Source organism: Enterococcus sp. DIV0712 (assembly GCF_050554855.1).
GTDB classification, from domain to species: Bacteria; Bacillota; Bacilli; order Lactobacillales; family Enterococcaceae; genus Enterococcus; species Enterococcus faecalis.
Genome location: NZ_CP187333.1, coordinates 680,648 through 702,384, shown reverse-complemented (window position 1 = coordinate 702,384; position 21,737 = coordinate 680,648). Strand labels below are relative to the sequence as shown.

23 protein-coding genes and 1 other annotated feature are annotated in these 21,737 nt (G+C 36.8%); of the genes, 5 read left to right on the top strand and 18 right to left on the bottom strand.

The window, feature by feature from the left end; translation table 11 throughout:
• Positions 1-44: 44 nt before the first annotated feature.
• From rsmA to IGL42_RS03355, 3 genes are read right to left on the bottom strand one after another with little or no spacing between them, the layout of a single operon-like run.
• A complete protein-coding gene (rsmA, locus tag IGL42_RS03365) occupies positions 45-932 on the bottom strand; it encodes a 16S rRNA (adenine(1518)-N(6)/adenine(1519)-N(6))-dimethyltransferase RsmA (RefSeq protein WP_002358849.1) in 888 nt (295 codons plus the stop codon).
• 18 nt (positions 933-950) lie between these two features.
• Positions 951-1,535: a ribonuclease M5 gene (gene rnmV, locus IGL42_RS03360; RefSeq protein WP_002368172.1), complete on the bottom strand. Its 585-nt coding sequence runs from the start codon at positions 1,533-1,535 to the stop codon at positions 951-953.
• Positions 1,532-2,302 carry a TatD family hydrolase gene (locus tag IGL42_RS03355; RefSeq protein ID WP_002355817.1) on the bottom strand — a complete coding sequence of 257 codons (771 nt, stop codon included), beginning with the start codon at positions 2,300-2,302 and terminating at the stop codon, positions 1,532-1,534. Before IGL42_RS03355 ends, rnmV begins: the two co-directional genes overlap by 4 nt.
• Positions 2,303-2,436: 134 nt before the next feature.
• On the opposite strand from IGL42_RS03355, the gene IGL42_RS03350 reads away from it, so the two are divergent.
• A complete protein-coding gene (locus IGL42_RS03350; RefSeq protein WP_025191879.1) occupies positions 2,437-4,659 on the top strand; it encodes a HelD family protein in 2,223 nt (740 codons plus the stop codon).
• 120 nt (positions 4,660-4,779) lie between these two features.
• Positions 4,780-5,385 carry a hypothetical protein gene (locus tag IGL42_RS03345; protein ID WP_002391492.1) on the top strand — a complete coding sequence of 202 codons (606 nt, stop codon included), beginning with the start codon at positions 4,780-4,782 and terminating at the stop codon, positions 5,383-5,385.
• Positions 5,386-5,764: 379 nt separating this feature from the next.
• On the opposite strand, the gene metG is transcribed toward IGL42_RS03345, so the two are convergent.
• The 8 genes from metG to IGL42_RS03305 form a co-directional block, all read right to left on the bottom strand.
• Complete coding sequence (metG, locus tag IGL42_RS03340; protein WP_002355813.1) at positions 5,765-7,774, bottom strand: methionine--tRNA ligase; 2,010 nt, start codon at positions 7,772-7,774, stop codon at positions 5,765-5,767.
• A gap of 187 nt (positions 7,775-7,961) precedes the next feature.
• Entirely contained in the window at positions 7,962-9,353 is a 1,392-nt protein-coding gene (locus IGL42_RS03335; RefSeq protein WP_002355812.1) for an amino acid permease, read from the bottom strand.
• A gap of 40 nt (positions 9,354-9,393) precedes the next feature.
• Positions 9,394-10,257 (bottom strand): GRP family sugar transporter, encoded by an 864-nt coding sequence (locus tag IGL42_RS03330; RefSeq protein ID WP_002361372.1) that lies wholly within the window; start codon positions 10,255-10,257, stop codon positions 9,394-9,396.
• Between the two features lie 147 nt (positions 10,258-10,404).
• On the bottom strand, positions 10,405-11,430 hold the full coding sequence (gene sapS, locus IGL42_RS03325; RefSeq protein ID WP_002413570.1) for a two-component system sensor histidine kinase SapS: 1,026 nt from the start codon (positions 11,428-11,430) through the stop codon (positions 10,405-10,407).
• A gap of 13 nt (positions 11,431-11,443) precedes the next feature.
• A complete protein-coding gene (gene sapR / locus IGL42_RS03320) occupies positions 11,444-12,118 on the bottom strand; it encodes a two-component system response regulator SapR (RefSeq protein WP_002355809.1) in 675 nt (224 codons plus the stop codon).
• An 88-nt stretch (positions 12,119-12,206) separates the two neighbouring features.
• Positions 12,207-12,431: a hypothetical protein gene (locus IGL42_RS03315; RefSeq protein ID WP_002355808.1), complete on the bottom strand. Its 225-nt coding sequence runs from the start codon at positions 12,429-12,431 to the stop codon at positions 12,207-12,209.
• A gap of 274 nt (positions 12,432-12,705) precedes the next feature.
• Complete coding sequence (locus tag IGL42_RS03310) at positions 12,706-13,578, bottom strand: VOC family protein (protein WP_002355807.1); 873 nt, start codon at positions 13,576-13,578, stop codon at positions 12,706-12,708.
• A gap of 64 nt (positions 13,579-13,642) precedes the next feature.
• Positions 13,643-14,473 carry a LysR family transcriptional regulator gene (locus IGL42_RS03305; protein ID WP_002358839.1) on the bottom strand — a complete coding sequence of 277 codons (831 nt, stop codon included), beginning with the start codon at positions 14,471-14,473 and terminating at the stop codon, positions 13,643-13,645.
• A 112-nt stretch (positions 14,474-14,585) separates the two neighbouring features.
• Here IGL42_RS03305 and IGL42_RS03300 point away from each other — a divergent pair, with 112 nt between their 5' ends.
• Complete coding sequence (locus IGL42_RS03300; protein ID WP_002361367.1) at positions 14,586-15,614, top strand: YeiH family protein; 1,029 nt, start codon at positions 14,586-14,588, stop codon at positions 15,612-15,614.
• Positions 15,615-15,843: 229 nt separating this feature from the next.
• Entirely contained in the window at positions 15,844-17,019 is a 1,176-nt protein-coding gene (locus tag IGL42_RS03295; protein ID WP_002380126.1) for a SulP family inorganic anion transporter, read from the top strand.
• A 15-nt stretch (positions 17,020-17,034) separates the two neighbouring features.
• On the opposite strand, the gene IGL42_RS03290 is transcribed toward IGL42_RS03295, so the two are convergent.
• The 3 genes from IGL42_RS03290 to IGL42_RS03280 form a co-directional block, all read right to left on the bottom strand.
• Positions 17,035-17,550 (bottom strand): GrpB family protein, encoded by a 516-nt coding sequence (locus IGL42_RS03290; RefSeq protein WP_010710754.1) that lies wholly within the window; start codon positions 17,548-17,550, stop codon positions 17,035-17,037.
• Positions 17,551-17,567: 17 nt separating this feature from the next.
• Positions 17,568-18,062, bottom strand: coding sequence for a GNAT family N-acetyltransferase (locus IGL42_RS03285; RefSeq protein WP_002370719.1), 495 nt, complete (start codon positions 18,060-18,062; stop codon positions 17,568-17,570).
• Between the two features lie 67 nt (positions 18,063-18,129).
• Positions 18,130-18,489, bottom strand: coding sequence for a DUF1304 domain-containing protein (locus IGL42_RS03280; RefSeq protein WP_002361363.1), 360 nt, complete (start codon positions 18,487-18,489; stop codon positions 18,130-18,132).
• A 67-nt stretch (positions 18,490-18,556) separates the two neighbouring features.
• Here IGL42_RS03280 and IGL42_RS03275 point away from each other — a divergent pair, with 67 nt between their 5' ends.
• Positions 18,557-18,937 (top strand): MmcQ/YjbR family DNA-binding protein, encoded by a 381-nt coding sequence (locus IGL42_RS03275; protein WP_002385048.1) that lies wholly within the window; start codon positions 18,557-18,559, stop codon positions 18,935-18,937.
• Positions 18,938-18,983: 46 nt separating this feature from the next.
• Here IGL42_RS03275 and rplT read toward each other — a convergent pair whose 3' ends face one another.
• The 4 genes from rplT to IGL42_RS03255 form a co-directional block, all read right to left on the bottom strand.
• Complete coding sequence (rplT, locus tag IGL42_RS03270) at positions 18,984-19,343, bottom strand: 50S ribosomal protein L20 (protein WP_002355799.1); 360 nt, start codon at positions 19,341-19,343, stop codon at positions 18,984-18,986.
• A 60-nt stretch (positions 19,344-19,403) separates the two neighbouring features.
• Positions 19,404-19,604, bottom strand: coding sequence for a 50S ribosomal protein L35 (gene rpmI / locus IGL42_RS03265; RefSeq protein ID WP_002355798.1), 201 nt, complete (start codon positions 19,602-19,604; stop codon positions 19,404-19,406).
• 113 nt (positions 19,605-19,717) lie between these two features.
• The gene (gene infC, locus IGL42_RS03260) at positions 19,718-20,239 is read right to left on the bottom strand and encodes a translation initiation factor IF-3 (protein ID WP_002355797.1); all 522 of its coding nucleotides are present in this window, start codon (positions 20,237-20,239) and stop codon (positions 19,718-19,720) included.
• Positions 20,240-20,293: 54 nt separating this feature from the next.
• Positions 20,294-20,424: a sequence feature (ribosomal protein L20 leader region), on the bottom strand.
• A gap of 212 nt (positions 20,425-20,636) precedes the next feature.
• Positions 20,637-21,707 (bottom strand): RNA-guided endonuclease TnpB family protein, encoded by a 1,071-nt coding sequence (locus tag IGL42_RS03255; RefSeq protein ID WP_002355796.1) that lies wholly within the window; start codon positions 21,705-21,707, stop codon positions 20,637-20,639.
• Between the last annotated feature and the right edge of the window lie 30 nt (positions 21,708-21,737).

Here is a 21,737-nt window from a genome sequence, read left to right as displayed (position 1 = left end):
AAAGAACTTTCTGTTATTTCTCATAAATAACAGAAAGTTCTTTTTTATACTGGTTTATTTTTTTCTAAAGCATTACTTAAACGAGCGAATTCTTCTAAAGACAATGTTTCACCACGTCTAGAAGGATCAATTTCTGCTTCAGCTAGGCTCTCTTTTAGCCAAGCCACCGTTTGTTCATCTTTCCCATAAAAATGCGTTAAGTTATTCCACAATGTTTTACGTCTTAATTGGAAACTGGCTTTGGTTAATTTGAAAAATTCTTTTTCATTGGTCACTGTCACTGCTGGTGTAGCACGGCGCGTCAATTTAATAATCGCCGAGTCAACATTGGGCTGCGGCACAAAAACCGTTTTTGGCACAATAAAGGCGACACTTGCTTCCATAAAATATTGAACAGCAATTGATAATGAGCCATAAGCTTTCGTTCCTGGTTTAGCAGCAATTCGATCAGCGACCTCTTTTTGCATCATCACAACCATTTCGGCTACATCTAAAGAAGATTCTAAAAAATGCATCATAATTGGCGTAGTAATATAGTAAGGTAGGTTAGCCACCACTTTGATCGGATACTTCTCTTGAAAAACTTGGTTGGTTGTCTCGACCAAATCAGCTTTTAAAACATCCTGATGCACCACTGTTACATTATCATAGCGACTTAAGGTATCTGCTAAGACAGGAATCAAGCGATCATCAATCTCAAAAGCCACAACTTGTGCCGCGTTCATCGCTAATTGCTCTGTTAATGCACCAATTCCAGGCCCGACTTCGACAACATTTGTCTGCTGATTGATTCCCGCTGTTTCTACAATTTTTCTTAAAATATTAGGCTCTGTCAAAAAATTTTGACCTAAACTCTTTTTAAATGAAAATCCATGTTTTTTTAGTATTTCTTTGGTTCTGGATGGTGTGGCAATTTCTTTATAGTCCGTCACGCTTGTTCCTCCATGTAGTTATTCTTCGTTTGCAAGTTCTTTTAAAATACGTGTCATGCTTTCTTTCAATTCTGCTTCTGTAATCCGAAACATGCTTAACCGTTTGACTAACTGTTTGCTATTTGTATAGCCAATTCTTAGGTCATCACCTAATAATTCACGGTATTTTTTGGCATTTGCTCCCGCTATTAAACCATATTCAACTAGTGTTTGTCTAGGAATTTCTTGATAGTCTTCACCAGCTTGAACAGGTGTTACGACTTTTTTTAAGGCTTCAATAATTGCTTCATCACTAGCATGTTCAACCCCTAGGCTACCACCATTTTTTTTAGGAACTGCAACTTTTCTTGATAAAAAAGCATGCTTTGCATCAGGGACGACTTCCATTATTGTTTTACGAATTTTTTCGCCCGAATAGTCTGGATCTGTAAAAATAATCACGCCTCTCGTTTCTTGTGCGTGTTCAATTTGTGTCAAAATTTCATCATTGATAGCAGAGCCAATCGTTTCAATCGTATCCGCTGCAACTACCTCTTGAATGCGGCGTGTGTCGTCTTTTCCTTCAACGACAATGATTTCTGCAACTTTCATTTTTTCTTTCATTTATCTATCCGAAACAAGCGATGAGCGTTGACTCTCGTTTGTTCTGCCACTTCTTCAAAGGTTAGTTGTCGTAATTCAGCAATTTTTTCCACTACGTATCGTGTATAGCCGGGTTCATTCCGTTTACCACGATAAGGAACGGGAGCTAAATAGGGTGCATCTGTTTCCACCAACATTCGTTCGAGTGGTACCGCCATCGCCGCTTCTTGAACATCCAACGCCTTTTTAAACGTTACGACGCCACTAAAAGAAATATGCAGACCTAAATCTAAAAATTTCTTCATCCACTCGGCATCACCACTGAAACTATGCATGATTCCACCAATATCTGAAATTTTTTCATCTTTTAAAATTCGATAGGTATCTTCTAATGCCTCTCTCGTATGCACACTAAACGGTAAATTCATTTCCCGAGCAATCGCAATTTGACGGCGAAAGACTTTTTCTTGCACCTCTTTAGGATCCTCCATCCAGTAATAATCAAGACCGATTTCACCTAATGCGACAATTTTTGGCAACGTTAATTGTTCTTGTAATCGTCGTTCAACCTCTGGCGTATAGCTACCCGCTTCTGTTGGATGCCAACCAATGATACTATAAATATTGGCATATTCCTGACTAAGTAAAAGAGATTTTTCAATCGTTGGTTCATCAAAACCGACCACGGCCATCTCTGTAACACCCAATTTTTGGGCATGTGCAATCGTTTCTGGAATATCATCATTAAATTGTTCTGCATTCAAATGTGTATGTGTATCAAAAATCATTATGATTGCCTCCTTTATCTCCTCTCTACTTTATCATATTTCTTGAAAAATCTGAATGACTAGGCGACAAGATTCGCCATTTCCTCATAAACAGCGCTTGCATTTATGCTAAAAGTAACGTATACTATTCAGTCATGTTATTAAAAGGAGGAATCTCCATGACCGATGAAAAAATTTATGAACAACAGCATTTAACAACGGTTTATCATGAGCTGCAAGCGGCTAAAAAAGTTTACGAAGAGCAATTGGCGAACACAATGAAAGATGGCAAACATATGCTAGAAGAATTTGGTCGCGATTCTAAGCTGAATTTTGATAGTTATGCCGATAATCTAGAAACGTTTGCCATGTTGGAAATGAAGAACCGCGAAATTGATCAATGGAACTTAAAAAATGAAGCAACGGCTAAAAATTTAGACAAAGTGAAACGCCTATTACAAGTTCCTTATTTTGGCAAAATTGGCGTGACTTTTGAAGACAGCCCTGAAGAGCCAGAAAACTTTTATATTGGCGTAAACGATTTTACTTCTTTAGAAGAAGAAACGCGCATTCACGATTGGCGCTCACCGATTGCTTCGTTATTTTATGACAATGTTTTAGGAAAAACAGCCTACATGGCACATCAACAAACCATTCCTGTACAACTTGATTTGAAAAGACAGTTAATTATTGAAAAAGATCAATTAATCAACTATTTTGACACAACCATTGCGATTCAAGATGATGTGTTATTGCATTCTTTAGAAGAAGATGCTTCTCCTTATATGAAGGACATTACGACAACCATTCAACAAGAACAAAATCAAATAATTCGTGACGAAACGCAGCCACTCCTACTAGTCAACGGGATTGCTGGTAGTGGGAAAACGTCTGCGATTATGCAACGGATTGCTTATTTACTTTATCAACATCGAGCAGAAATTACAGCGGATAATATTTTATTACTTTCACCAAATTCAACATTTATTGATTATATTTCTCAAGTTTTACCGAATTTAGGCGAACGAAATCCCTTGAATTTGACTCTTTTACAATTTTTGCGCTTCACTACCAAAGAAGCATGGCCAATGGAAGAAGAAACGGACTATTTCGAACGCATTACTCGCTCTGAGGCAACGGAGCAAGAGCACGTTATTCGTTCAAAAGAATTTGCAACGTCTCTTTTAAGCAATCCTGAAAAAGCGGTTGTGCAGCCACATTTTTTCCGTCCTTTAACTTTTAAAAAGCAGACCTTATTTACTTCAGAAACAATTTTTAAACTTTATCAAGAAACACCAGCTGATTTGAGTATTCGCCAACGAATTTCAGCCACAAAAGAAAAATTAACCAGTCTTTGGACACGTTATCTATTAAAACAAGCCCATTCTAAAAAAATGTTGGATCAATTCCAAGATTTAACAGAAGCTGAACAAGTTCGTTATTTTGGCACAGTGATTACCGAAGATAATGAAAAACATCTGGCTGATTTTGCTTTAAAACGTTTGAAGAAAAAATATCGCTCCATCACTGCCGCTATCAAAAATGATGCTTGGCTAGATCAATGGGCCTTTTTTGAAACGTTTTATTCTTTATTCACTGAAAAATCGTATCAAAAAGAGACAGCTGTTTTCACAGCCGATGAAATTGTGGCCCTTATTTTGGTGAAACATGCATTTATTGAAAATCTCGCCAACCAGCAAATGGCTTTTATCCTAGTCGATGAAGTCCAAGATTATACAGAAGCCCAATTATTATTACTGCTGACACTTTTCCCTAAAGCTAGTTTTACTTTAGCTGGTGATGAAAATCAAGCCATTTTTAATACAGCCATTGAATTTTCTGAAGCCCATGATTTATTGGTTAACGAAACCAGCCGTTCTGTTGGAACCTATCAATTATTAAACAGCTATCGTTCAAGTAAAGAAATTACACGACTCTTCCAAACATTAGGCACTCAACCAGAGCAATTAACCATTGTGCCCATCCGGCATGATGGAGAAAAGCCGACATTTATTCCTTGTGACTCTGCGTCTGACTATCTTAAAGCAATCGTCACTTCCATTACAACCTTTGATTCGAAAGAAAGCACCGCCATTATTACTAAAACTTTTGCAGAAAAAGAACAATTAACAAAAGAACTCTGTGCTTCTCTTTCATTGGAAGAGCATCCGTCACTGCAAGTTTTATCAATTGATATGGCAAAAGGTCTAGAATTTGATAATGTAATTCTTCATAACCCAAATGTTAATCGTTATTCCGACAATAAACGAGATAAAAAAATCCTGTATACTGCTATTTCTCGTGGAATGAAACGGGTCGTTTTACCTTATACTGGCACACTTTCTGAATGGTTTACACCTTACTTGGCAGCCCAGTAACTGAGACTTAAGGCGGATTTTATTTTTAGAAAAACCACTTATAATAGACGAGTAGGCACTGCTTTTTAATTAGCAGACCTACTCGTTTGTTGTCTCTTAAGTTGAGAGGAGCGTGAGAAGGTGAAACAATCACCTGATTTAGAAAATTTTTTAAAAACTTCTATCCAAAAAAATGTAACTATTGAGCGAAAACAACAAAACCAAACCATTTGGCACTGGCTACTGCTTATTTTATTTGGCTTGCTAACCTTTGGCTCACTGACACAGCAGTTACTCCTAATTGGCTTGTTTACACTTATTGCCGCTATTGTTAAAGGTCCCTTAATGCTCGTCTGGGGAACCATCTATTCGGCGTTAGTGGCTTTGTTTCCACCTTTCGCTTTAGTCCTATCTTTACTTTTTTTTATAATTAATTTAGGCACCGTTATGAAAAGTTGGCGTATTACTTTAACAAGTGCTTACTTTTATCTAGTTCCTTTAGGTTTTAGTCTCTTGAAAACGACCAACTGGGTATCAACGCCTTATTTCCTGACAGGCTTGGCTTTGTTAAGTATTTTAGGGCTGCATTTTATATTAGAGTGGCTCTATAAAAATAATAGCTTAGGCCGTTTACTCACGTGGCAAATTATCAGTGTCCCTTTTTCACTCTTACTGATCATTTTACCAAGTCGCCTAACGAAAGGCCGTTTTGGTAAAAAACGAATACCTAAAAAAGTGAAACTCTAAAATAGAAAAGCCTAGGAAAAATCGCAAATGATTTTTTCTAGGCTTTTCTTCGATTCTTTTAATTTAAAAATTCGTTGATTTTCGATTTTAGGACGTCGATAATATTATTTACTTCTATATCGCCACTTTCTATTTTTTTCCACAAAACAAAGCCCCAAATAATTATATTTATCGTAACTAAAGTACCAATAATACGTTTATTCCTAGCAGATGTATAGGCCTTTCTCCATTTTGGATCATTTTTACGTCTTTTTAAAAATTCATAAGTATGATAAGCCCTCAAACTTCCCCCACATCAAATCACTTTTCTTCTAGTATACAAAAAAAGTAGTAAAGATAAAAGGTTACAATTCACCTTTTATCTTTACTACTTATGCTTTTATGCAATTCCTGCACCATTTGGCATTTCTTTTGGTGCTTCAACAATTTGAAGTTTCCCTTCTGGTGATTCAGCTGAAAGAATCATTCCTTGGCTAATTTGACCACGCATTTTTCTTGGTTTTAAGTTAGCCACAATGACTACTTTTTTGCCAATTAGCGCAGCTGGATCTGGATAAAATTCAGCAATACCTGAAAGAATTTGACGATGGTTTTCATCTCCAGCATCTAAACGGAATTGCAATAATTTATCTGCTCCTTTGACTTTTTTACAGTCAATAACTTCGGCAACTTTTAATTCCACTTTATCGAAATCATCGTACTTAATTTGTTTTTCTTTCGTTGAAACCAACGTTGTTTCTTCTGGATTCCATTTAATATCCTCTTCTGTAGCACTTTCGCTTTGGGACATTTTCTTTTGAATATACGTTACTTCTGTTTCAATTTCTAAACGTGGGAAAATAGGTGTTCCTTTACTTGTTACTGTTACGTCTGTTGGGAACTCACCAAAATGAATATTTTCCATGTTCATTGTTTCTGGATCTAAGCCTAATTGTTCGAAAATTTTCCCTGGTGTTTCTGTCATGACTGGTTGCAATAAGATTGCCACAATTCGTAAGCTTTCCGCTAAATGGATCATGACACTTTCTAATTCATTGCGTTTCTCTTCTTCTTTAGCCAATACCCAAGGCGCTGTTTCATCAATATATTTATTGGCACGAGAAACTAGCGTCCAAATTTCTGCAATGGCCGTATTAAATTCCATTTTTTCCATTGCTTCATGATATTTTCCAATAACATTAGCCGCAGTTGTCGATAGTTCACTATCAAATGGGGTAACTTTTGAAGCATAGGCTGGTACTTTGCCATCACAATATTTATTAATCATCGCAATTGTTCGATTCAACAAGTTTCCTAAGTCATTAGCTAAATCATAATTTAAGCGAGAAACGAAATCTTCTGGTGTAAAGACGCCGTCACTACCAAATGGAATTGCTCGTAATAAATAATAACGTAACGCATCTAGACCGTAGCGTTCTACTAACATTTCAGGGTAAACAACATTTCCTTTAGATTTAGACATTTTTCCGTCTTTCATCAATAACCAACCATGTCCAAAGACTTTTTTCGGTAATGGTAAATCCAAGGCCATTAACATAATTGGCCAATAAATCGTATGGAAACGCACGATTTCTTTCCCAACCATTTGCACGTTCGCAGGCCAATATTTTTGGAATAATGAATCATCTTCTGAACCATAACCTAGTGCTGTAATATAGTTTGATAACGCATCAATCCATACGTAAACCACATGTTTTGGATCATTTTTTAATGGAATTCCCCAAGAGAAAGTCGTTCTTGAAACGGCTAAATCTTCTAATCCTGGTTTGATAAAGTTATTTAGCATCTCATTTTTACGAGATTCTGGTTGAATAAATTCTGGATGTTCTTCGTAATATTGTACCAAGCGATCCGCATATTTACTCATGCGGAAGAAATAGGATTCTTCTTTAACTAATTCGACTTCGTGACCACTTGGTGCTTTCCCACCAATGACATTGCCTTCGTCGTCACGATATACTTCAGCTAATTGTGTTTCAGTGAAAAATTCTTCATCAGAAACTGAATACCAACCTTCATACTCTCCAAGGTAGATATCTCCTTGTTCTACTAAACGATCAAAAATTTGTTGCACGGCTGCCATGTGATAATCATCCGTTGTCCGAATAAATTTATCATAGCTGATATCTAATGTTTTCCATAATTTTTGAACATCTGCTGCCATTTTATCAACGTACTCTTTTGGTGTCACATTCAACTCAGCAGCTTTTTTTTCAATTTTTTGGCCGTGTTCATCCACACCTGTTAAATAAAATACATCAAAACCCATTAAACGCTTGTAACGGGCCATTGCATCGCAGGCGATTGTTGTATATGAATTCCCAATATGTAACTTCCCACTTGGGTAATAAATTGGGGTGGTAATATAAAATGTTTCTTTCTGTGACATACAGAAAAAACCTCCTTTAGTCATTTTCCTAAACCCTCAGGATTTACTCCTAAACAGTATACCATAATTAGACATTATTAAACTATATTTCTTGTCGGTTTTCTCTTGAAAATGAAGAAAATGCCAGAAAGAAAAGAGAGAAACACCTGTCTATTTGACAAGTATTCCTCTCTTTTTTCGTTCATTTTTATTCTTTTGTCTCGAAACGAACGATACTATGGTGTCGTCCATAAAAGAAATAAATAGCCAAACCAATCACTACGGCTATGCCAAATACTTGCCAAGTAGCTAAAGACAATTGGAACATCAAAGCCGCGCAAACCACGATTGAAATTAATGGTAGAACCGGCACAAGTGGTACTTTAAATTCACCTGCTTGCGGTTCTCCTTTCATTGTCCGTAATTTGATAATTCCTAAAGCGAGAAACATCAGATAAAAGAGTGTCACGATATTTGTAAGTTCAGCCAACATCTCCATTGGAACAATCCCAGCAAAAACCATTGCTAAAAATCCAGCTACATAGGTTGCATTCTTAGGTGTGTGCCGCTTCTCATCGATTTTGCTCATAAACTGCGGCAATAATCCATCTTTACTAATCGCATAAATCACACGGGCTAAACTGTACATCATCGCAATCGTCACTGTTAATAAGGTTAAAATAGCACCAACTGAAATGATTGTCGCGATTGCGCCATGATTAATGAAGCGCATCGCAAAAGCCACCGGATCCTTGACCCCTAAATCCGTAAATGGAACAATCCCAGTTAAAACTAACGTAACAACAATATATAACAATGTTGAAATAATAATGGAACCAATAATCCCTTTTGGAATATCTTTTTTCGGATTCTTCACTTCCTCCGCGGCCATGCTAACCGCATCAAACCCTAGAAAGGCAAAGAAAACTAAAGCAGCACCACTGAAAACGCCTGAAAAACCATAAGGAATAAATGGTTGCCAGTTCGTTGGTTTCACATAAAAGATTCCCACGAGAACAAATAATAAAATAATCCCAAACTTCACGAAAACCATTAAGTTATTTAAACGTAACGCTGTTTTCGCTTCTAAAGATACCCAAAAAGTTACGGCTACAACGACCAACATGGCAATCAAATCAATATATGTACCATTTGTTGGATTATAAGCGCCACTTAACGCTTGCGGCAAAGAAAAACCTAAGCTATCCAAAAAGCCATGAACATAGCCTGACCAACCTGAAGCAACGGATGAAACCGCCAAGAAAAACTCACAAATAATCATCCAACCAGTCATCCAAGCCACAATTTCTCCAAAGACCACATACATGTAGGCATACGGCCCACCAATGACCGGAATACGTGATGCAAATTCTGCATAGCATAAACCAGATAAAATAATCGCGGCTGCTGCTACCAGAAATGATAAGACGAGCCCTGGACCTGCATAGCGTTCCGCTGCGACACCTGTCACAACAAAAATCCCTGTTCCTACTACAGCCCCAATTCCTAGAAAAATTAAGTCCATCGTCTTAAGATTTTTTTTCATACCACCACTGTCATTGACAGGCACAGTGATTTCTTTTTTTCTAAAAATAGACATGTGTTTACCCCCGTAAAAAAAATAAGCGTAAATAAACTATTTACGCTTTCATATACCCTAAAAGAATACCACCTAGAATAACAAAAATGCAACCAAAAATAACATAAAACATTTCTTTTTTTGATTTTCTTTCGCCTAAAAGGAAGATGCCCCCAAGAGTCGAAATAATAATCCCCATTTGTGATAAAGAGAAGCTAATAGCTAAGCCAATTTCACGCATGGTTAATAACATACAAATATTTCCTAAGCCCCAAAGCAGACCCGTCGTCATATTCATCCAAACAAAACGATCAACTGTGACTTTTTTGAAGGCAAAGAAACTAGCCCCCACTAACATACCAATACTTTGTGGCAAAATAATTCCCCACGGATCTAAACCAGTGGCATTAATAATGATGGTATAGACACCATACCCAACTGTTGAGAAAATCAACGCCCGAATCCCTTTATTAAAATCTAACATACTGTTTGAGGTTTTCGGTTGACTATCATCATCTTGTCGAGCTGTTAAATACACCCCAAAAACTAAAAAGGCCAAAGCGATAAAGCCCACAACAAAGTCTTTTGTTTTTGTCCATTCATGGAAAAAAACAGCCCCTGCAACGGTATTAACAACTAACTGCATCCCAGTTGAAATTGGTAAGCCAACTGAAACGCCCATATATTTCATGCTATGAAATTGTTGATTCTGTCCCAAACTCCAGAATAAACCAGATATAAATCCAACAATTAATGTGGCTGTCGTCAACGTAGGCTGGATGACAAAAAAGACAACAATTGAAAATAGTAATGCGCCGATTGTCATACCTAACGTTTGTTGATTGGCGCTTCCACCAATTTTACCGCTGACTAAACCAATACTGCCCCACGCAATCATGGGCACTAAAGCGATAAGTAAACTCATAATATTCTCCTAACAAATTTATTTCATTTCATTCTAACAATAAAAACGTTTTCTAAACAACTAAGAAGAGTAAGAGAAGTTAGCAAGAAAGTTTTAATAAATAAAAAAAGGCCTATCACCTCTTTAGTTTGCTGATAGACCTACTTTTTATTTCACTTCATTATAATAACTGAGGGAAGGGAAAAACAATGTCATCGTCGTACCTTGCCCTTCTATCGATTCGACTGTTAAATCATGACCTAACTTTTTCGCTAAGCTATGGGCCAAATACAGGCCAAGACCAGTCGAATGCTGTTCACTTTTCCGCCCGTTTTCACCAGTAAATCCTTTATCGAAAATGCGTCGTTGATCTTGCATCGGAATGCCAATCCCAGAATCTTTTAAAGATAAATAAATACCTTGTTTATTTTTGGAAATTAGAACCGTAATCGTGCCGCCTTCTGGCGTATACTTGACTGCATTACTTAATAATTGGCGGAAAATAAAAATGACCCATTTTCGGTCGGTTAAAACCGCTTCATCTTCCCCTTCAATTGAGAATTGCAATCTTTTTTGGATAAAATAATTTGCTTGCGTACGAACAACAGATTGCACAATTTCTTTTAAAGAATATTCTTGGAGTAAATAATCTCGAGAAAAGCTGTCCAGTCTAGCATAATATAGGACTTGCTCGACATATTCATCAATTTTACCTAACTCATTTTCCAATAGATAATATTTTTTCTCTGGAATATCATCTTCGACAGATTGTACCAGTAACGTGATAGCCGCTAGGGGGACTTTGATTTCATGAACCCAAGAGTCAATGTAATCTTTTTGGTCCTGTTGGTTGTTAATTGCTTGCTGCATGGTTTGTTGGTGCTCTTGCAATAAACCGTTAATATACGTTTGGACAAGTAGTTCTTCTTCTTTTTCTGCTGTATTCAAATATTCTTGTAAAGAAGGCGGCTCTTTTTCCGTTGCCAACGAAAGCCACCACTTACGTTTTAAATAATAATCAATTGTTAAAAATAGCGATAAAAAAACACTTTGCAGTAAAAAGATATAGCCAACCACTGTCCAATCTAAGCGGACATTAGGAGCCAACCATAAAATAAAACAAGTTAAGAACAGAAAAAATAACCAACCAATTAGTAATAACCAGCGATCTTTTAAATACTTTAGAATGGTCATTGTCTACTCCTATCTAGGGCACCATATAACCGACGCCCACTTTGGTTTCAATATAGCCAGCAATCCCTGCTTGCTCAATTTTTTTTCGTAAACGATTGATATTTACCGTCAACGTATTGTCATCCACAAAACGTTCATCGTCCCATAAAGCGCGCAATAGTTTTTCACGTGTTAAAATTTTTCCGTGCTTTTTCATTAAAAGATACAGTAATCGGTATTCATTTTTACTTAAATCGATCATTTCGCCTTTGATTTCCATTCGTCCATTGTCCACATTTAAAGTAATGCCATTATGTGAAAGCACTTCACTATCCGTATCGGAATAGTTATAAGAGCGGCGCAACAAAGCATTGATTTTAGCAATTAAAACATCTATCTGGAACGGTTTTGTAACAAAATCATCCGCGCCCATGTTCATCGCCATAATCATATCCATATTGGTACTACGACTCGAAATAAAAATAATTGGTACTTTAGAAACTTCACGAATTTTTTGACACCAATAGTACCCGTCGTACACAGGTAAATTAATATCCATCAAGACTAATTGAGGATTCTCCTCTTGAAAATCATCCAATACATCATTAAAATCGGTTGTTCCAATCGTTTCAAATTGCCATTTTTGTAATTCCTCGCTAATTAATTCTCGAATGGTTGTTTCATCTTCGACAATCATGATTTTAGCCATGCAATCCCACCTCTTTTATTTCTAAATTTTCATCTTTCTTATCCTAACAAACTTCATTCTTTTTGGATATAGGACTTTATGATGATTTTTACACTATTTCAAAAATAGGCGCTAATAATTCCCATTCTGATAACATGATGAATTTGCCAACGAAAGCAAAAATACCATCTAATAATAACACAGACATATTAATTCCTAATACAATAGAAGCTTTTTCGACAATTGGCATGGACTTTTTATTTTTCAAAATAAGATATAAAACAAAGTTCGTTCCATAAGTAAAAACTGTTAACAACACAATTAACTCAATCATTTTACCACTTCCTATTTTGGACTTTTCATTTTTCCTTCAATAATTTACTACTCTTAATTATAGCATAATCTTATAAAAAAATCGGCAGAGTCCTAACCCTTAAGATAAACAACAAAATAGAAGTAGCCTCTTTGGAATTCGCAAGAATCGAGCCTTTTTTAAGAGTTGAAGGTCTCAATCCTTAAAAGACAAGCCCTTCAACTCTAGTATGTTCCATGTATTGGAATTGATACCAACGTAACGAAGTGTAGTCGATCAGACAACCTCAGTTTTTCTAATGATTATATTTGTCATACACTTCTTTTAACTGGTTTAAATCTATTTTTTTCATTTGGTACAATTTTTTGGTCACTTCATTTGCTCTAGCTGGATTTGAGTCAGATAAATAACGTTTCAGTTCAGGATTGCCTGTTTGCCAACTGACCCCAAATTGATCTTCCATCCAGCCACACGGCCATTCTTTCCCTTTAGCAGTCACTTGTTGCCATAGCCGATCTATTTCCTCCTGATTTTCACAATCAATATAAATGGAGAAGGCCATGGTAAAATCAAAATCATGTTTATCTCGTGCATCCATTACTCGAAACGGTTGCTCCTGTAATGTGAAAAGTGCTTGCGCAATGTTCCCATCTTCATATTCAACTTTTTCAATTATTTCGCCTGGACCGAAAATCGCCAACCATTCTGATAGAGCTTTGGCTGCTTCGCCATATTTTTCATTAGCAAACATAAAGGTTGGTACAATTGTTTGTTCTTTTCCTGAAAAAGACACTTGCCAAGAGACACCAAATTTGTCCACTACCCAACCATATAAAGGACTAAAAGGATATTCCCCAAAAGGCATCAATATCTGTCCATCTGCTGTTAAATTTTTCCACAACGTTTCTGTTTGTGATAATGTTTTACATTCAACAAAAAATGAACTAGCTGGCGTAAAGGAAAATTCTGGTCCGCCATTTAAACCAATGATTGTTTGGTTCGCCAAGGTAAATTCAATGGTCATTAATGATGTTCCTTGAGGTTGGTGCTCCTCATTAACGTAGTTCGTTTTACTTAGAATCGCACCTTTTTCAAAGATTGTTGTATAGAAGTTAGCAGCTTCTTCCGCTTGTGTGTCAAACCATAAACAAGGTGAAAATTTAGGCATTGTGGTTCCCTCCTTCGTTTTCTTTAGTGTAGTCAAAGATTGATAAATAAACAAAGAGAACGTTTTAGTATTTATTCATTTCCGTCTGATAGAATCGATAAATTGCTTGTTTTACTTCTTGAAGCAAGGAGGATTTTAAATGTCCCCGTGTCAAAAAATAAAAGGAACGCCAATACTTTTCACCTAACGTTTGGAAAGGAATTTTTTCAGTAATCGCCTTTCTTGAAAGCAACGATTGCCCCATGCCCAATTCCAACATTTTAACAATCATTTCATTATTTTTAACCGTCATGAGGGTTGGGCTTTGATTACTTTCTTCTAAATACTGTTGGGTATAATGAAAGACCCCAGAATCCTTTTCACGTACCAACCAATTCTGATTGGCAGGGTCCCCAGCTAAAACCAATTGATCCTGAATAATTTCTTCACGAGAGGCGCCTTTCGTAATTAATGGTTTTTCGATAAAGCCAAAATCAACTTGATGTTTCTCAACTTTTTCCACTACTTCTTCTGAATTGTTCATTTCTAAAACAAAATTGATCGTTGCATACTGTGTCTGTAAATGCTGCATCAGTTGCGGCAAATAATAAACTGCAAAAGTATTAGACGCAGCAATTCGGCAAGTTTCTTTAGGTAATCTCGCCTGATGAAGAGCTGTTAATGTTTCTTGCCAATCATCAGCTAAATTTAGCAAACGATTATACAAGACTTCCGCTTGCCTAGTAGGGACTACATCTTGTCGACCATTTCTTAAAAACAATGAACAGCCTAATTCTTCTTCTAATTGTTTGATTTGATTAGAAACGGCTGGTTGTGAGATATATAGGCAGGTAGCTGCTTTGGAAAAGTTCATTTGCTCATACACAATTTGAAAAGTCTTTAATAATTTAAACATAAGTATCCTTTCGATAACTTTCTATTATAAATATTATTTTAACTATTTATTTCTCAAATGTAAAAAATTTCGTTATACTGGAAGTAATGAACAAGAAAGAGAGATTTTTTCAATGAAAAATTCAGAAAATGATTATATCCAATCTTTATTCCAAATTCTTCCCGGCTTGCTAACAGCTTTCCTTGTCGCCTGCCTTAGCAAGTTTCTTGCCATCTGGTTACCTAGCTTAGGCGCCGCAACGATAGCTATTTTACTAGGAATCTTTTTGGGAAATACCTTTGTTCGCGGTGCCAATTTAAATCGCGGAACCAAAGTAGCCGAAAGTAAATTACTAGAATTTTCTGTTGTTTTATTGGGAACCACCGTGACCTTTCAAACGATTGCCCAAATTGGCTTACAAGGTGTCGCATTTATTCTCATTCAAATGTCGCTGACCATTATTTTTGCCTATTTGATCGGTAAAAAACTGGCTTTTTCTGATAATATGTCTTTATTGATGGCTGGTGGTAATGCCGTTTGTGGGTCTTCTGCTATTGCTTCGATTGCTCCAGCAATTCAAGCAGATGAGGAAGAAAAAGGCCAAATCATTACTTTAGTAAACTTATTAGGAACCGTTTTAATGTTGACCTTACCCATTTTAAGTGGGATTCTCTATGGTACCAATTTGTTGGCTCGTAGCGCACTAATCGGAGGGACTTTACAATCAGTTGGTCAGGTTGTCGCCAGTGCCAATATGGTCAATGAGAACGCAGTTCAACTTGCGATGCTCTTTAAAATTATGCGAATTGTCCTACTCGTAGCAGTTGTCTATTTATTTGGACGTTTCAAGCAAAGTAAGACGGCAGAATCAGAAGCTGAGTTGGTAAAAGTCACCAAAAAAAGCAGCGCCCTACCTTGGTATGTAGTTGGCTTTTTCATTGCCTGTGTCTTTAATAGTTTGATTCATTTCCCCGTCGTGATCAGTGAGACTGCTCATTTCTTTAGTTCTTGGTTTGAAATTACTGCCTTGGCAGCAATCGGGTTACGACTCGATTTTAAAAAGTTTTTCCAAGAAGGCAAACGTTTCTTAATCTATGGTTTATCAGTAGGAACTGTTCAAGTCGTCCTAGCCATTTTGTTGTTGGCACTGTTACAGTTCTAATGAGGTCGGGACAGAAGCGTTTAACTCCGAGAAATAAGAAGGAATTTCCGAAAATTGTTCTGTAATTTTTGGAGAATTCCGGCTTATTTCCGAAGGAGTTGCTTTTGTTCCCGCCGTTTATCAGTTTTTGAGCGTGGAGCAAAAATCCAAAGTGATTTTTGTCCCACGCTCATTTCAGCTTATTCATGCTATTATGAATAAGGTTTTATTAACTTAAAGGAGTTTTTCGATGTTATTTAGTATTAAAAAAAGCGAATGGTTAGGCAATGAACGAAATGATCTATTTGCGGGTCTCGTTTCTTCTGTCGCCATTTTACCAGAAGTAATCGGGTTTGCGATTATTGCTGGTGTTCACCCGCTTTCTGCAGTGTTTGCTTCAGCTGTTACTTTACTTGTGATTACTTTTACGGGCGGCCGTCCGGCAATGGTCTCGGCGTCTGCTGGTTCAATGGCCTTAGTCCTTGCAGGCTTAATTCAAGCACACGGTTTGTCATACATGCTTGCTGCGACTATTTTAACAGGCTTTCTACAATTTATTTTAGGTTATTTAGGTATCCATAAATTAATGCGCTTTATTCCCAAGACAGTGATGTACGGATTCGTCAATGCGTTAGCCATTTTAATTTTCATGGCGCAAGTACAACAATTGCCTCATCAAACACTGTGGTCCTACGGTATGATTATCTGTAGTATCTTACTTATTTATCTATTACCTAAGTTTATTACAATTGTGCCTCCTGCTTTAATTGTTATTTTATTCATGACTATCCTGTCCTATTTTTTAAAAGGTCATTTGCAAACGGTAGGTGATCTTGGTGAAATGAGTCAGTTTCATCCAGCGATCCGTTGGCCTAATGTACCCGTCAACTTAGAAACGTTGTGGATTATTTTACCTAGCTCTGTTGCCTTAGCAATGGTCGGGTTAATTGAATCTTTATTGACGATCCCCATTGTGGACAAAATGACAGCGAGCCAAAGTGATAGCCAACGAGAAGTTAAGGCGCAAGGATTCGCTAATATAATTACCGGCTTTTTTGGTGGCCAAGCTGGCTGTGCGATGATCGGGCAAGCGGTCATTAATGTTAAATCTGGAGGACGAAAACGGCTTTCTACTTTGATTTCAGGTATTACCCTCCTTCTATTCATTTTTGTTTTTAAATCCGTGATGGTAGCCATTCCTACAGCTGCATTGATTGGGATCATGATGACAGTGGCAGTCGACACCTTTGATTGGGAAAGTTTGCAGCTTTTCCGAACTTTTGAAATTACTGAAATTGTTATTTTACTCGTGACAGTGGGTGTGATCGTCTATACGCATAATTTAGCGATTGGAATTATTCTAGGTGTTCTTTTAAGTGGTCTTCTTTATCATTTTTTCAAAAAAGAACCAAAAAAAAGTTGCTAGCTTTAGCAACTTTTTTTATTTTTCCCAATATTTCTTCAACGCTTCTTTTTCTATTTTCTTAATGAACGCATCTTTGCCATCCATATATTTATCAATGCTATCGGGGTGTGCTTGGGCCAATTGCTTTTTTAATGTACCATAGGTTGTAGCAATTGCCGGATTTTCTCGTAAATAATTTCGAAAAGCAAGATGGCGCAAAATTTCTTGCGTATTGTCAAACTGATAAATATGCACATGATGTGTTCTTTTTATCGGGCCTTTTCGTAAATAACGACGTCCTGATAGTCCAAATTCCCCCATATATTCATAACCGATTCTTTCAAATTCCCCTTGTAACAGGTCTACTTTTTCAATTTCTTCAACAATGACCAAAAAATCAATAATTGGTTTGGCTGCTAAATTAGGCACAGAGGTACTACCGATATGTTCAATTTTAAGACAATTTTCCTTTAGAATCTGTTTCAACGCTTTGGCTTCTTCTTCAAACTGTTCCACCCAGGCTGGTTGGTATTCTGTAACGATTACTCGCATGGCTTCTCCCTTCTTTTCTATATCCGTTTCATATGTAAAATAGGAAACGGATTTCCTTGAGGATCTTCCTTTGATTCACCAATTACTTGAAACCCTTGAGATTGATAGAACTTCACAGCCCCTTCATTTTGTTTATTAGCATCAACAAAGATAATTGATTCTTGCTCTATTAACTTTTTGATAATTTCTCCACCATAGCCTTTACGAAAATAGACTGGGTCAATAAATAACATTTCCAACGTTTGTTGATTTGTTCCACTAAAGCCCACACATTTCTGTTCTTCATTTAACCACATACTTAATTGAACTTGTTGAAAATAATCAGGTAAAACCACTTCGATTTTATCAATATCTGCCTGACTCAAAAACAAATGGGTAGCTTCTACTGAAGAACGCCATAGAGAAATTAATTGAGGATAATCGGTTTTTTTTACTTCTTTTTGGTTCAGCATTTTTAATTCCTCCCTATCTAATAAACAAAGTATACCACATTTTGTCTCTCTCAATTCCATAAAAAATAGTCAAATCAACCGTGTTTTTTCTGTCGATTTGACTGTCTCTCTCTATTAACTCTGATGGCTAAACAAGTAAACTAATCAAAGCCACGATAGCTAAACCGCCTTGTGTTAAAATGATTTTTTTATCACTAGTTAAGCTACCGTACGCCGCCACTAAAATAATATAAATCAATAAAAATTTTGTCATCTCCATCGTTGCTTGCGCAAAATAGACACTATAAATAAGTCCTGCACCGATTAGTCCATTATAGATTCCTTGATTTTTAAACAATGTAGTCACTGATTTTCTTTGTAACTCTTGCCTATCCATTTTAAAAACACGGCTTGTTGTCTCAGATGTTGGTACAATCGTTTCTAAATACATAATGTAGAAAAATTCTACAGCCACCAAGGTTACTAAAATTGTTGAAATTAATGTCATCTGCTCCCTCCTCCCATTCCTTTGAACGAAGTAATTTTATGTAATTTTTGCTATGATGTAAATAGATATGCCTAGCCTTAACGAAAGGAAGAAACCTATGACTTTTCAAGAAACTATTAGCGCCTATATCCAAGAACGTTATCAGATAACGCCCGATTTTCCTTTTAAAAAACATCCAGACTATCTCGTCTTTCGTCATCCTAGAAATGCAAAATGGTTTGCTTTAATTATGCCACTGGATGCACAACTGCTCGGCGCTACCGAGAATAAGCAGCTCACTATTTTAACCGTTAAACTTGCGCCTGAATTGATTGCCTTATTAAAGAACCAACCTGGCTATTTTCCTGCCTATCATATGAATAAAGAGCATTGGTTAAGTCTTTCTGAAGAAATTCCGCTCTCACAAGTTTTTTCATTTATAGATGAAAGTTACCAACGGAGTTATTAAAAAAAACACCCTACTCATTGAGTAGGGTGTGAAAGATTATTTAAGCTTATTTGCTTAAAGCGTCTTTTGCTTGTTCAGCTAACGCTGTAAATGCTGCTGCATCGTTAACGGCTAAGTCAGCTAACATTTTGCGGTTGATATCAATCTCTGCCAATTTCAAACCGTGCATTAATTTAGAATAGCTTAAGCCATTCATGCGAGCTGCCGCGTTGATACGTGCAATCCATAATTTACGGAAGTCACGTTTCTTTTGACGACGGTCTCTGAATGCATAGTAATAAGAGTTCATTACTTGTTCTTTTGCTGATTTAAATAAAGTATGTTTTGATCCGTAGTAGCCTTTCGCTAACTTAAGGACTTTTTTACGACGTTTACGGGTTACTGTTCCACCTTTAACACGTGCCATGTTGAATTCCTCCTAATATCTTGTTTCTCTTGACGGTAATCTAAAAGTCACCGAGTTGTTTTATTTCATTCTTGCTAATTGTTGGCGGATACGTTTGTAATCGCCTTTTGCAACCATGCTTGCTTTACGCAATTGACGGCGTTGTTTTTTAGTTTTACCGTGGAAACGGTGAGATGTAAAGGCACGGCCACGTTTTAAGCCGCCTCCACCAGTACGTTTTACACGTTTTGCTAATCCGCGGTGTGTTTTTTGTTTTGGCATGACTAATTTTCCTCCTCAAAATCTTTGCTTCAAGTGAAAGACTCTAACAGTCACAACTGTCGAATATCCTTCTTGTAGAAATTACCAAAAGTCCGAATGCTCGGTCTCTTCGTTTACTTGTCGTTTTTCGGTGCCAGCGTTAGAAACATGCTGCGTCCGTCCATTTTCGCTTTTTGTTCCACTGTGGCGATGTCCGCAGTTTCTTCAGCTAAGCGATCAAGAACTTTCTGACCAATCTCTTTATGGGTAATGGCACGGCCTTTGAAACGGATAGAAGCTTTCACTTTGTCTCCTTTTTCTAAGAACTTACGCGCATTACGAAGTTTTGTATTGAAGTCATTTACGTCAATTGTTGGACTTAAACGAACTTCTTTGACGTTGATCACTTTTTGTTTCTTGCGAGCTTCACGCTCTTTCTTTTGTTGTTCGAAACGGAATTTTCCATAATCCATAATTCGCGCAACTGGTGGTTTCGCTCCTGGCGCTACAAGTACTAAATCCAAGTTTGCAGATTCAGCGATTTGTAATGCTTCTGCTTTGGTTTTTACACCTAATTGTTCACCATCTTGTCCGATCAAACGTAACTCGCGTGCACGAATGCCGTCGTTAACCATCATATCCTTTGCTATGGTCATTCACCTCCAAAATTTTTAAGAGAAAATCCTAACGGAAGTCTGCTTTGTTTGCTAAATGCAATAAAAAAACAGGTTCCTATCCAGAACCCGCCAACAGTCTGCCTTACTTAAAAAATAAGGAATACTTTATCTAGCCCAGCGATATACTCAACTAAGGCGAGAAGCGGGTGCTTCTGCTTTCATTTCTCAACTTCACTAGTTTACCTTAGTTTATCCTAGTTGTCAATATATTTCCTCAAAAAAAACGAATCTAGCACTAGATTCGTTTGAATTCGTATTTTGATCATTAATAATTAGTGGACTGTCCCAATGTGACTTCCTAGAAACAAATGGTTCAACACATGGTGTACATTTTCTATCCCCTAGGCGATCCCTGTAGTCCCTACAGTTCTTCTATTTATAAGGTTTCTCGTTTAGACAAGCCACGTTCTAAGATTTTTTGGCTTCTAAGATACTCTGAATTTTCTGTACTTTCAGAAAAAGACAACTCTGTTTCTATCTCCTCTGACTCAATACAAATGAGTTCTTTGCCATACCATTGTGCTTTATACAACAGTTTAGCTAAAAATAAAGACCAAGCCAGTTCAGAACGATCATGTTTTGGCGGCCGCTCATTACTGTGATGGGCTTTTTCAATACAAATAACATCGTAACTTGAAACCAATTCCGTTGTAATTTTGTTTAAAATATCCGTTCGTTGGTTGGCTATTTTTTCGCGAATTTTTGCGACTTTTATTTTTTGTTTTTGATAATTTTTTGCTTGTGAAAGATCGACACCTTTTTCCAAAGCAATCATTTTACGCTTGTTTAATTTTCGTTCTTCTTGACGTAGTTTTTGCTTTAAATGCTTTGAACAATAGCTTTTTTCGAAGCTTTCACCATTCGAAAGCAGCGCAAATTTTTCCCTACTGCTACAAATTCCCACCATTTTTTGTTGCTTTGTTTTCGTTTCAATCGGCGCTTCACACAAAATGGAAACATAATAATTGTGACTCGCACTCATAGAAATAGTTACAGATTTTATCTCCCCCAGCGGTTGGCGGTGTACCTTCATTTTAATTAAAGATTTCAATTTAGGTACTTTCAAATAACGATTATCCAAAATTTTGACCGTGCCATGTTGATTGTTCGTAGTGTAGGAATGCACCGTTTCTTTCTTTTTCTTTTTTGGAAAGCCCATCCCTTTTTCCCGATAAAAATTTTTAAAGGCTCGATCCAAATAAACTTGTGCATTTGCCAAGGCTAAACTATCAACTTCTCTGAGGACAGGGTATTGTTTCTTATATTTAGCTGGCGTTGGCATTTTAAACGTTTGTTGAGGATTTTTTCGCATCTCTTTGTAGATATCAATCCGGTCTTGTAACATTAAATTATACACCAAGCGAACACAAGAAAATGTTTTTTGAATAAACTCTTCTTGTTTTGAGGTTGGATAAAGTCTGTATTTATAAGCTTTCAGAGCCTTCATCTCATAACCACCCTACCAAGATAGTTAGAA

Excerpts from the sequence above, each read along its gene's own strand:
- rnmV (WP_002368172.1), bottom strand. The coding sequence starts at position 1,535 with ATGAAAGAAAAAATGAAAGTTGCAGAAATCATTGTCGTTGAAGGAAAA.
- IGL42_RS03355 (WP_002355817.1), bottom strand. The coding sequence starts at position 2,302 with ATGATTTTTGATACACATACACATTTGAATGCAGAACAATTTAATGAT.
- IGL42_RS03350 (WP_025191879.1), top strand. The coding sequence starts at position 2,437 with ATGTTATTAAAAGGAGGAATCTCCATGACCGATGAAAAAATTTATGAA.
- metG (WP_002355813.1), bottom strand. The coding sequence starts at position 7,774 with ATGTCACAGAAAGAAACATTTTATATTACCACCCCAATTTATTACCCA.
- IGL42_RS03335 (WP_002355812.1), bottom strand. The coding sequence starts at position 9,353 with ATGTCTATTTTTAGAAAAAAAGAAATCACTGTGCCTGTCAATGACAGT.
- IGL42_RS03330 (WP_002361372.1), bottom strand. The coding sequence starts at position 10,257 with ATGAGTTTACTTATCGCTTTAGTGCCCATGATTGCGTGGGGCAGTATT.
- sapS (WP_002413570.1), bottom strand. The coding sequence starts at position 11,430 with ATGACCATTCTAAAGTATTTAAAAGATCGCTGGTTATTACTAATTGGT.
- sapR (WP_002355809.1), bottom strand. The coding sequence starts at position 12,118 with ATGGCTAAAATCATGATTGTCGAAGATGAAACAACCATTCGAGAATTA.
- IGL42_RS03315 (WP_002355808.1), bottom strand. The coding sequence starts at position 12,431 with ATGATTGAGTTAATTGTGTTGTTAACAGTTTTTACTTATGGAACGAAC.
- IGL42_RS03310 (WP_002355807.1), bottom strand. The coding sequence starts at position 13,578 with ATGCCTAAATTTTCACCTTGTTTATGGTTTGACACACAAGCGGAAGAA.
- IGL42_RS03305 (WP_002358839.1), bottom strand. The coding sequence starts at position 14,473 with ATGTTTAAATTATTAAAGACTTTTCAAATTGTGTATGAGCAAATGAAC.
- IGL42_RS03300 (WP_002361367.1), top strand. The coding sequence starts at position 14,586 with ATGAAAAATTCAGAAAATGATTATATCCAATCTTTATTCCAAATTCTT.
- IGL42_RS03295 (WP_002380126.1), top strand. The coding sequence starts at position 15,844 with ATGTTATTTAGTATTAAAAAAAGCGAATGGTTAGGCAATGAACGAAAT.
- IGL42_RS03290 (WP_010710754.1), bottom strand. The coding sequence starts at position 17,550 with ATGCGAGTAATCGTTACAGAATACCAACCAGCCTGGGTGGAACAGTTT.
- IGL42_RS03285 (WP_002370719.1), bottom strand. The coding sequence starts at position 18,062 with ATGGAATTGAGAGAGACAAAATGTGGTATACTTTGTTTATTAGATAGG.
- IGL42_RS03280 (WP_002361363.1), bottom strand. The coding sequence starts at position 18,489 with ATGACATTAATTTCAACAATTTTAGTAACCTTGGTGGCTGTAGAATTT.
- IGL42_RS03275 (WP_002385048.1), top strand. The coding sequence starts at position 18,557 with ATGCCTAGCCTTAACGAAAGGAAGAAACCTATGACTTTTCAAGAAACT.
- rplT (WP_002355799.1), bottom strand. The coding sequence starts at position 19,343 with ATGGCACGTGTTAAAGGTGGAACAGTAACCCGTAAACGTCGTAAAAAA.
- rpmI (WP_002355798.1), bottom strand. The coding sequence starts at position 19,604 with ATGCCAAAACAAAAAACACACCGCGGATTAGCAAAACGTGTAAAACGT.
- infC (WP_002355797.1), bottom strand. The coding sequence starts at position 20,239 with ATGACCATAGCAAAGGATATGATGGTTAACGACGGCATTCGTGCACGC.
- IGL42_RS03255 (WP_002355796.1), bottom strand. The coding sequence starts at position 21,707 with ATGAAGGCTCTGAAAGCTTATAAATACAGACTTTATCCAACCTCAAAA.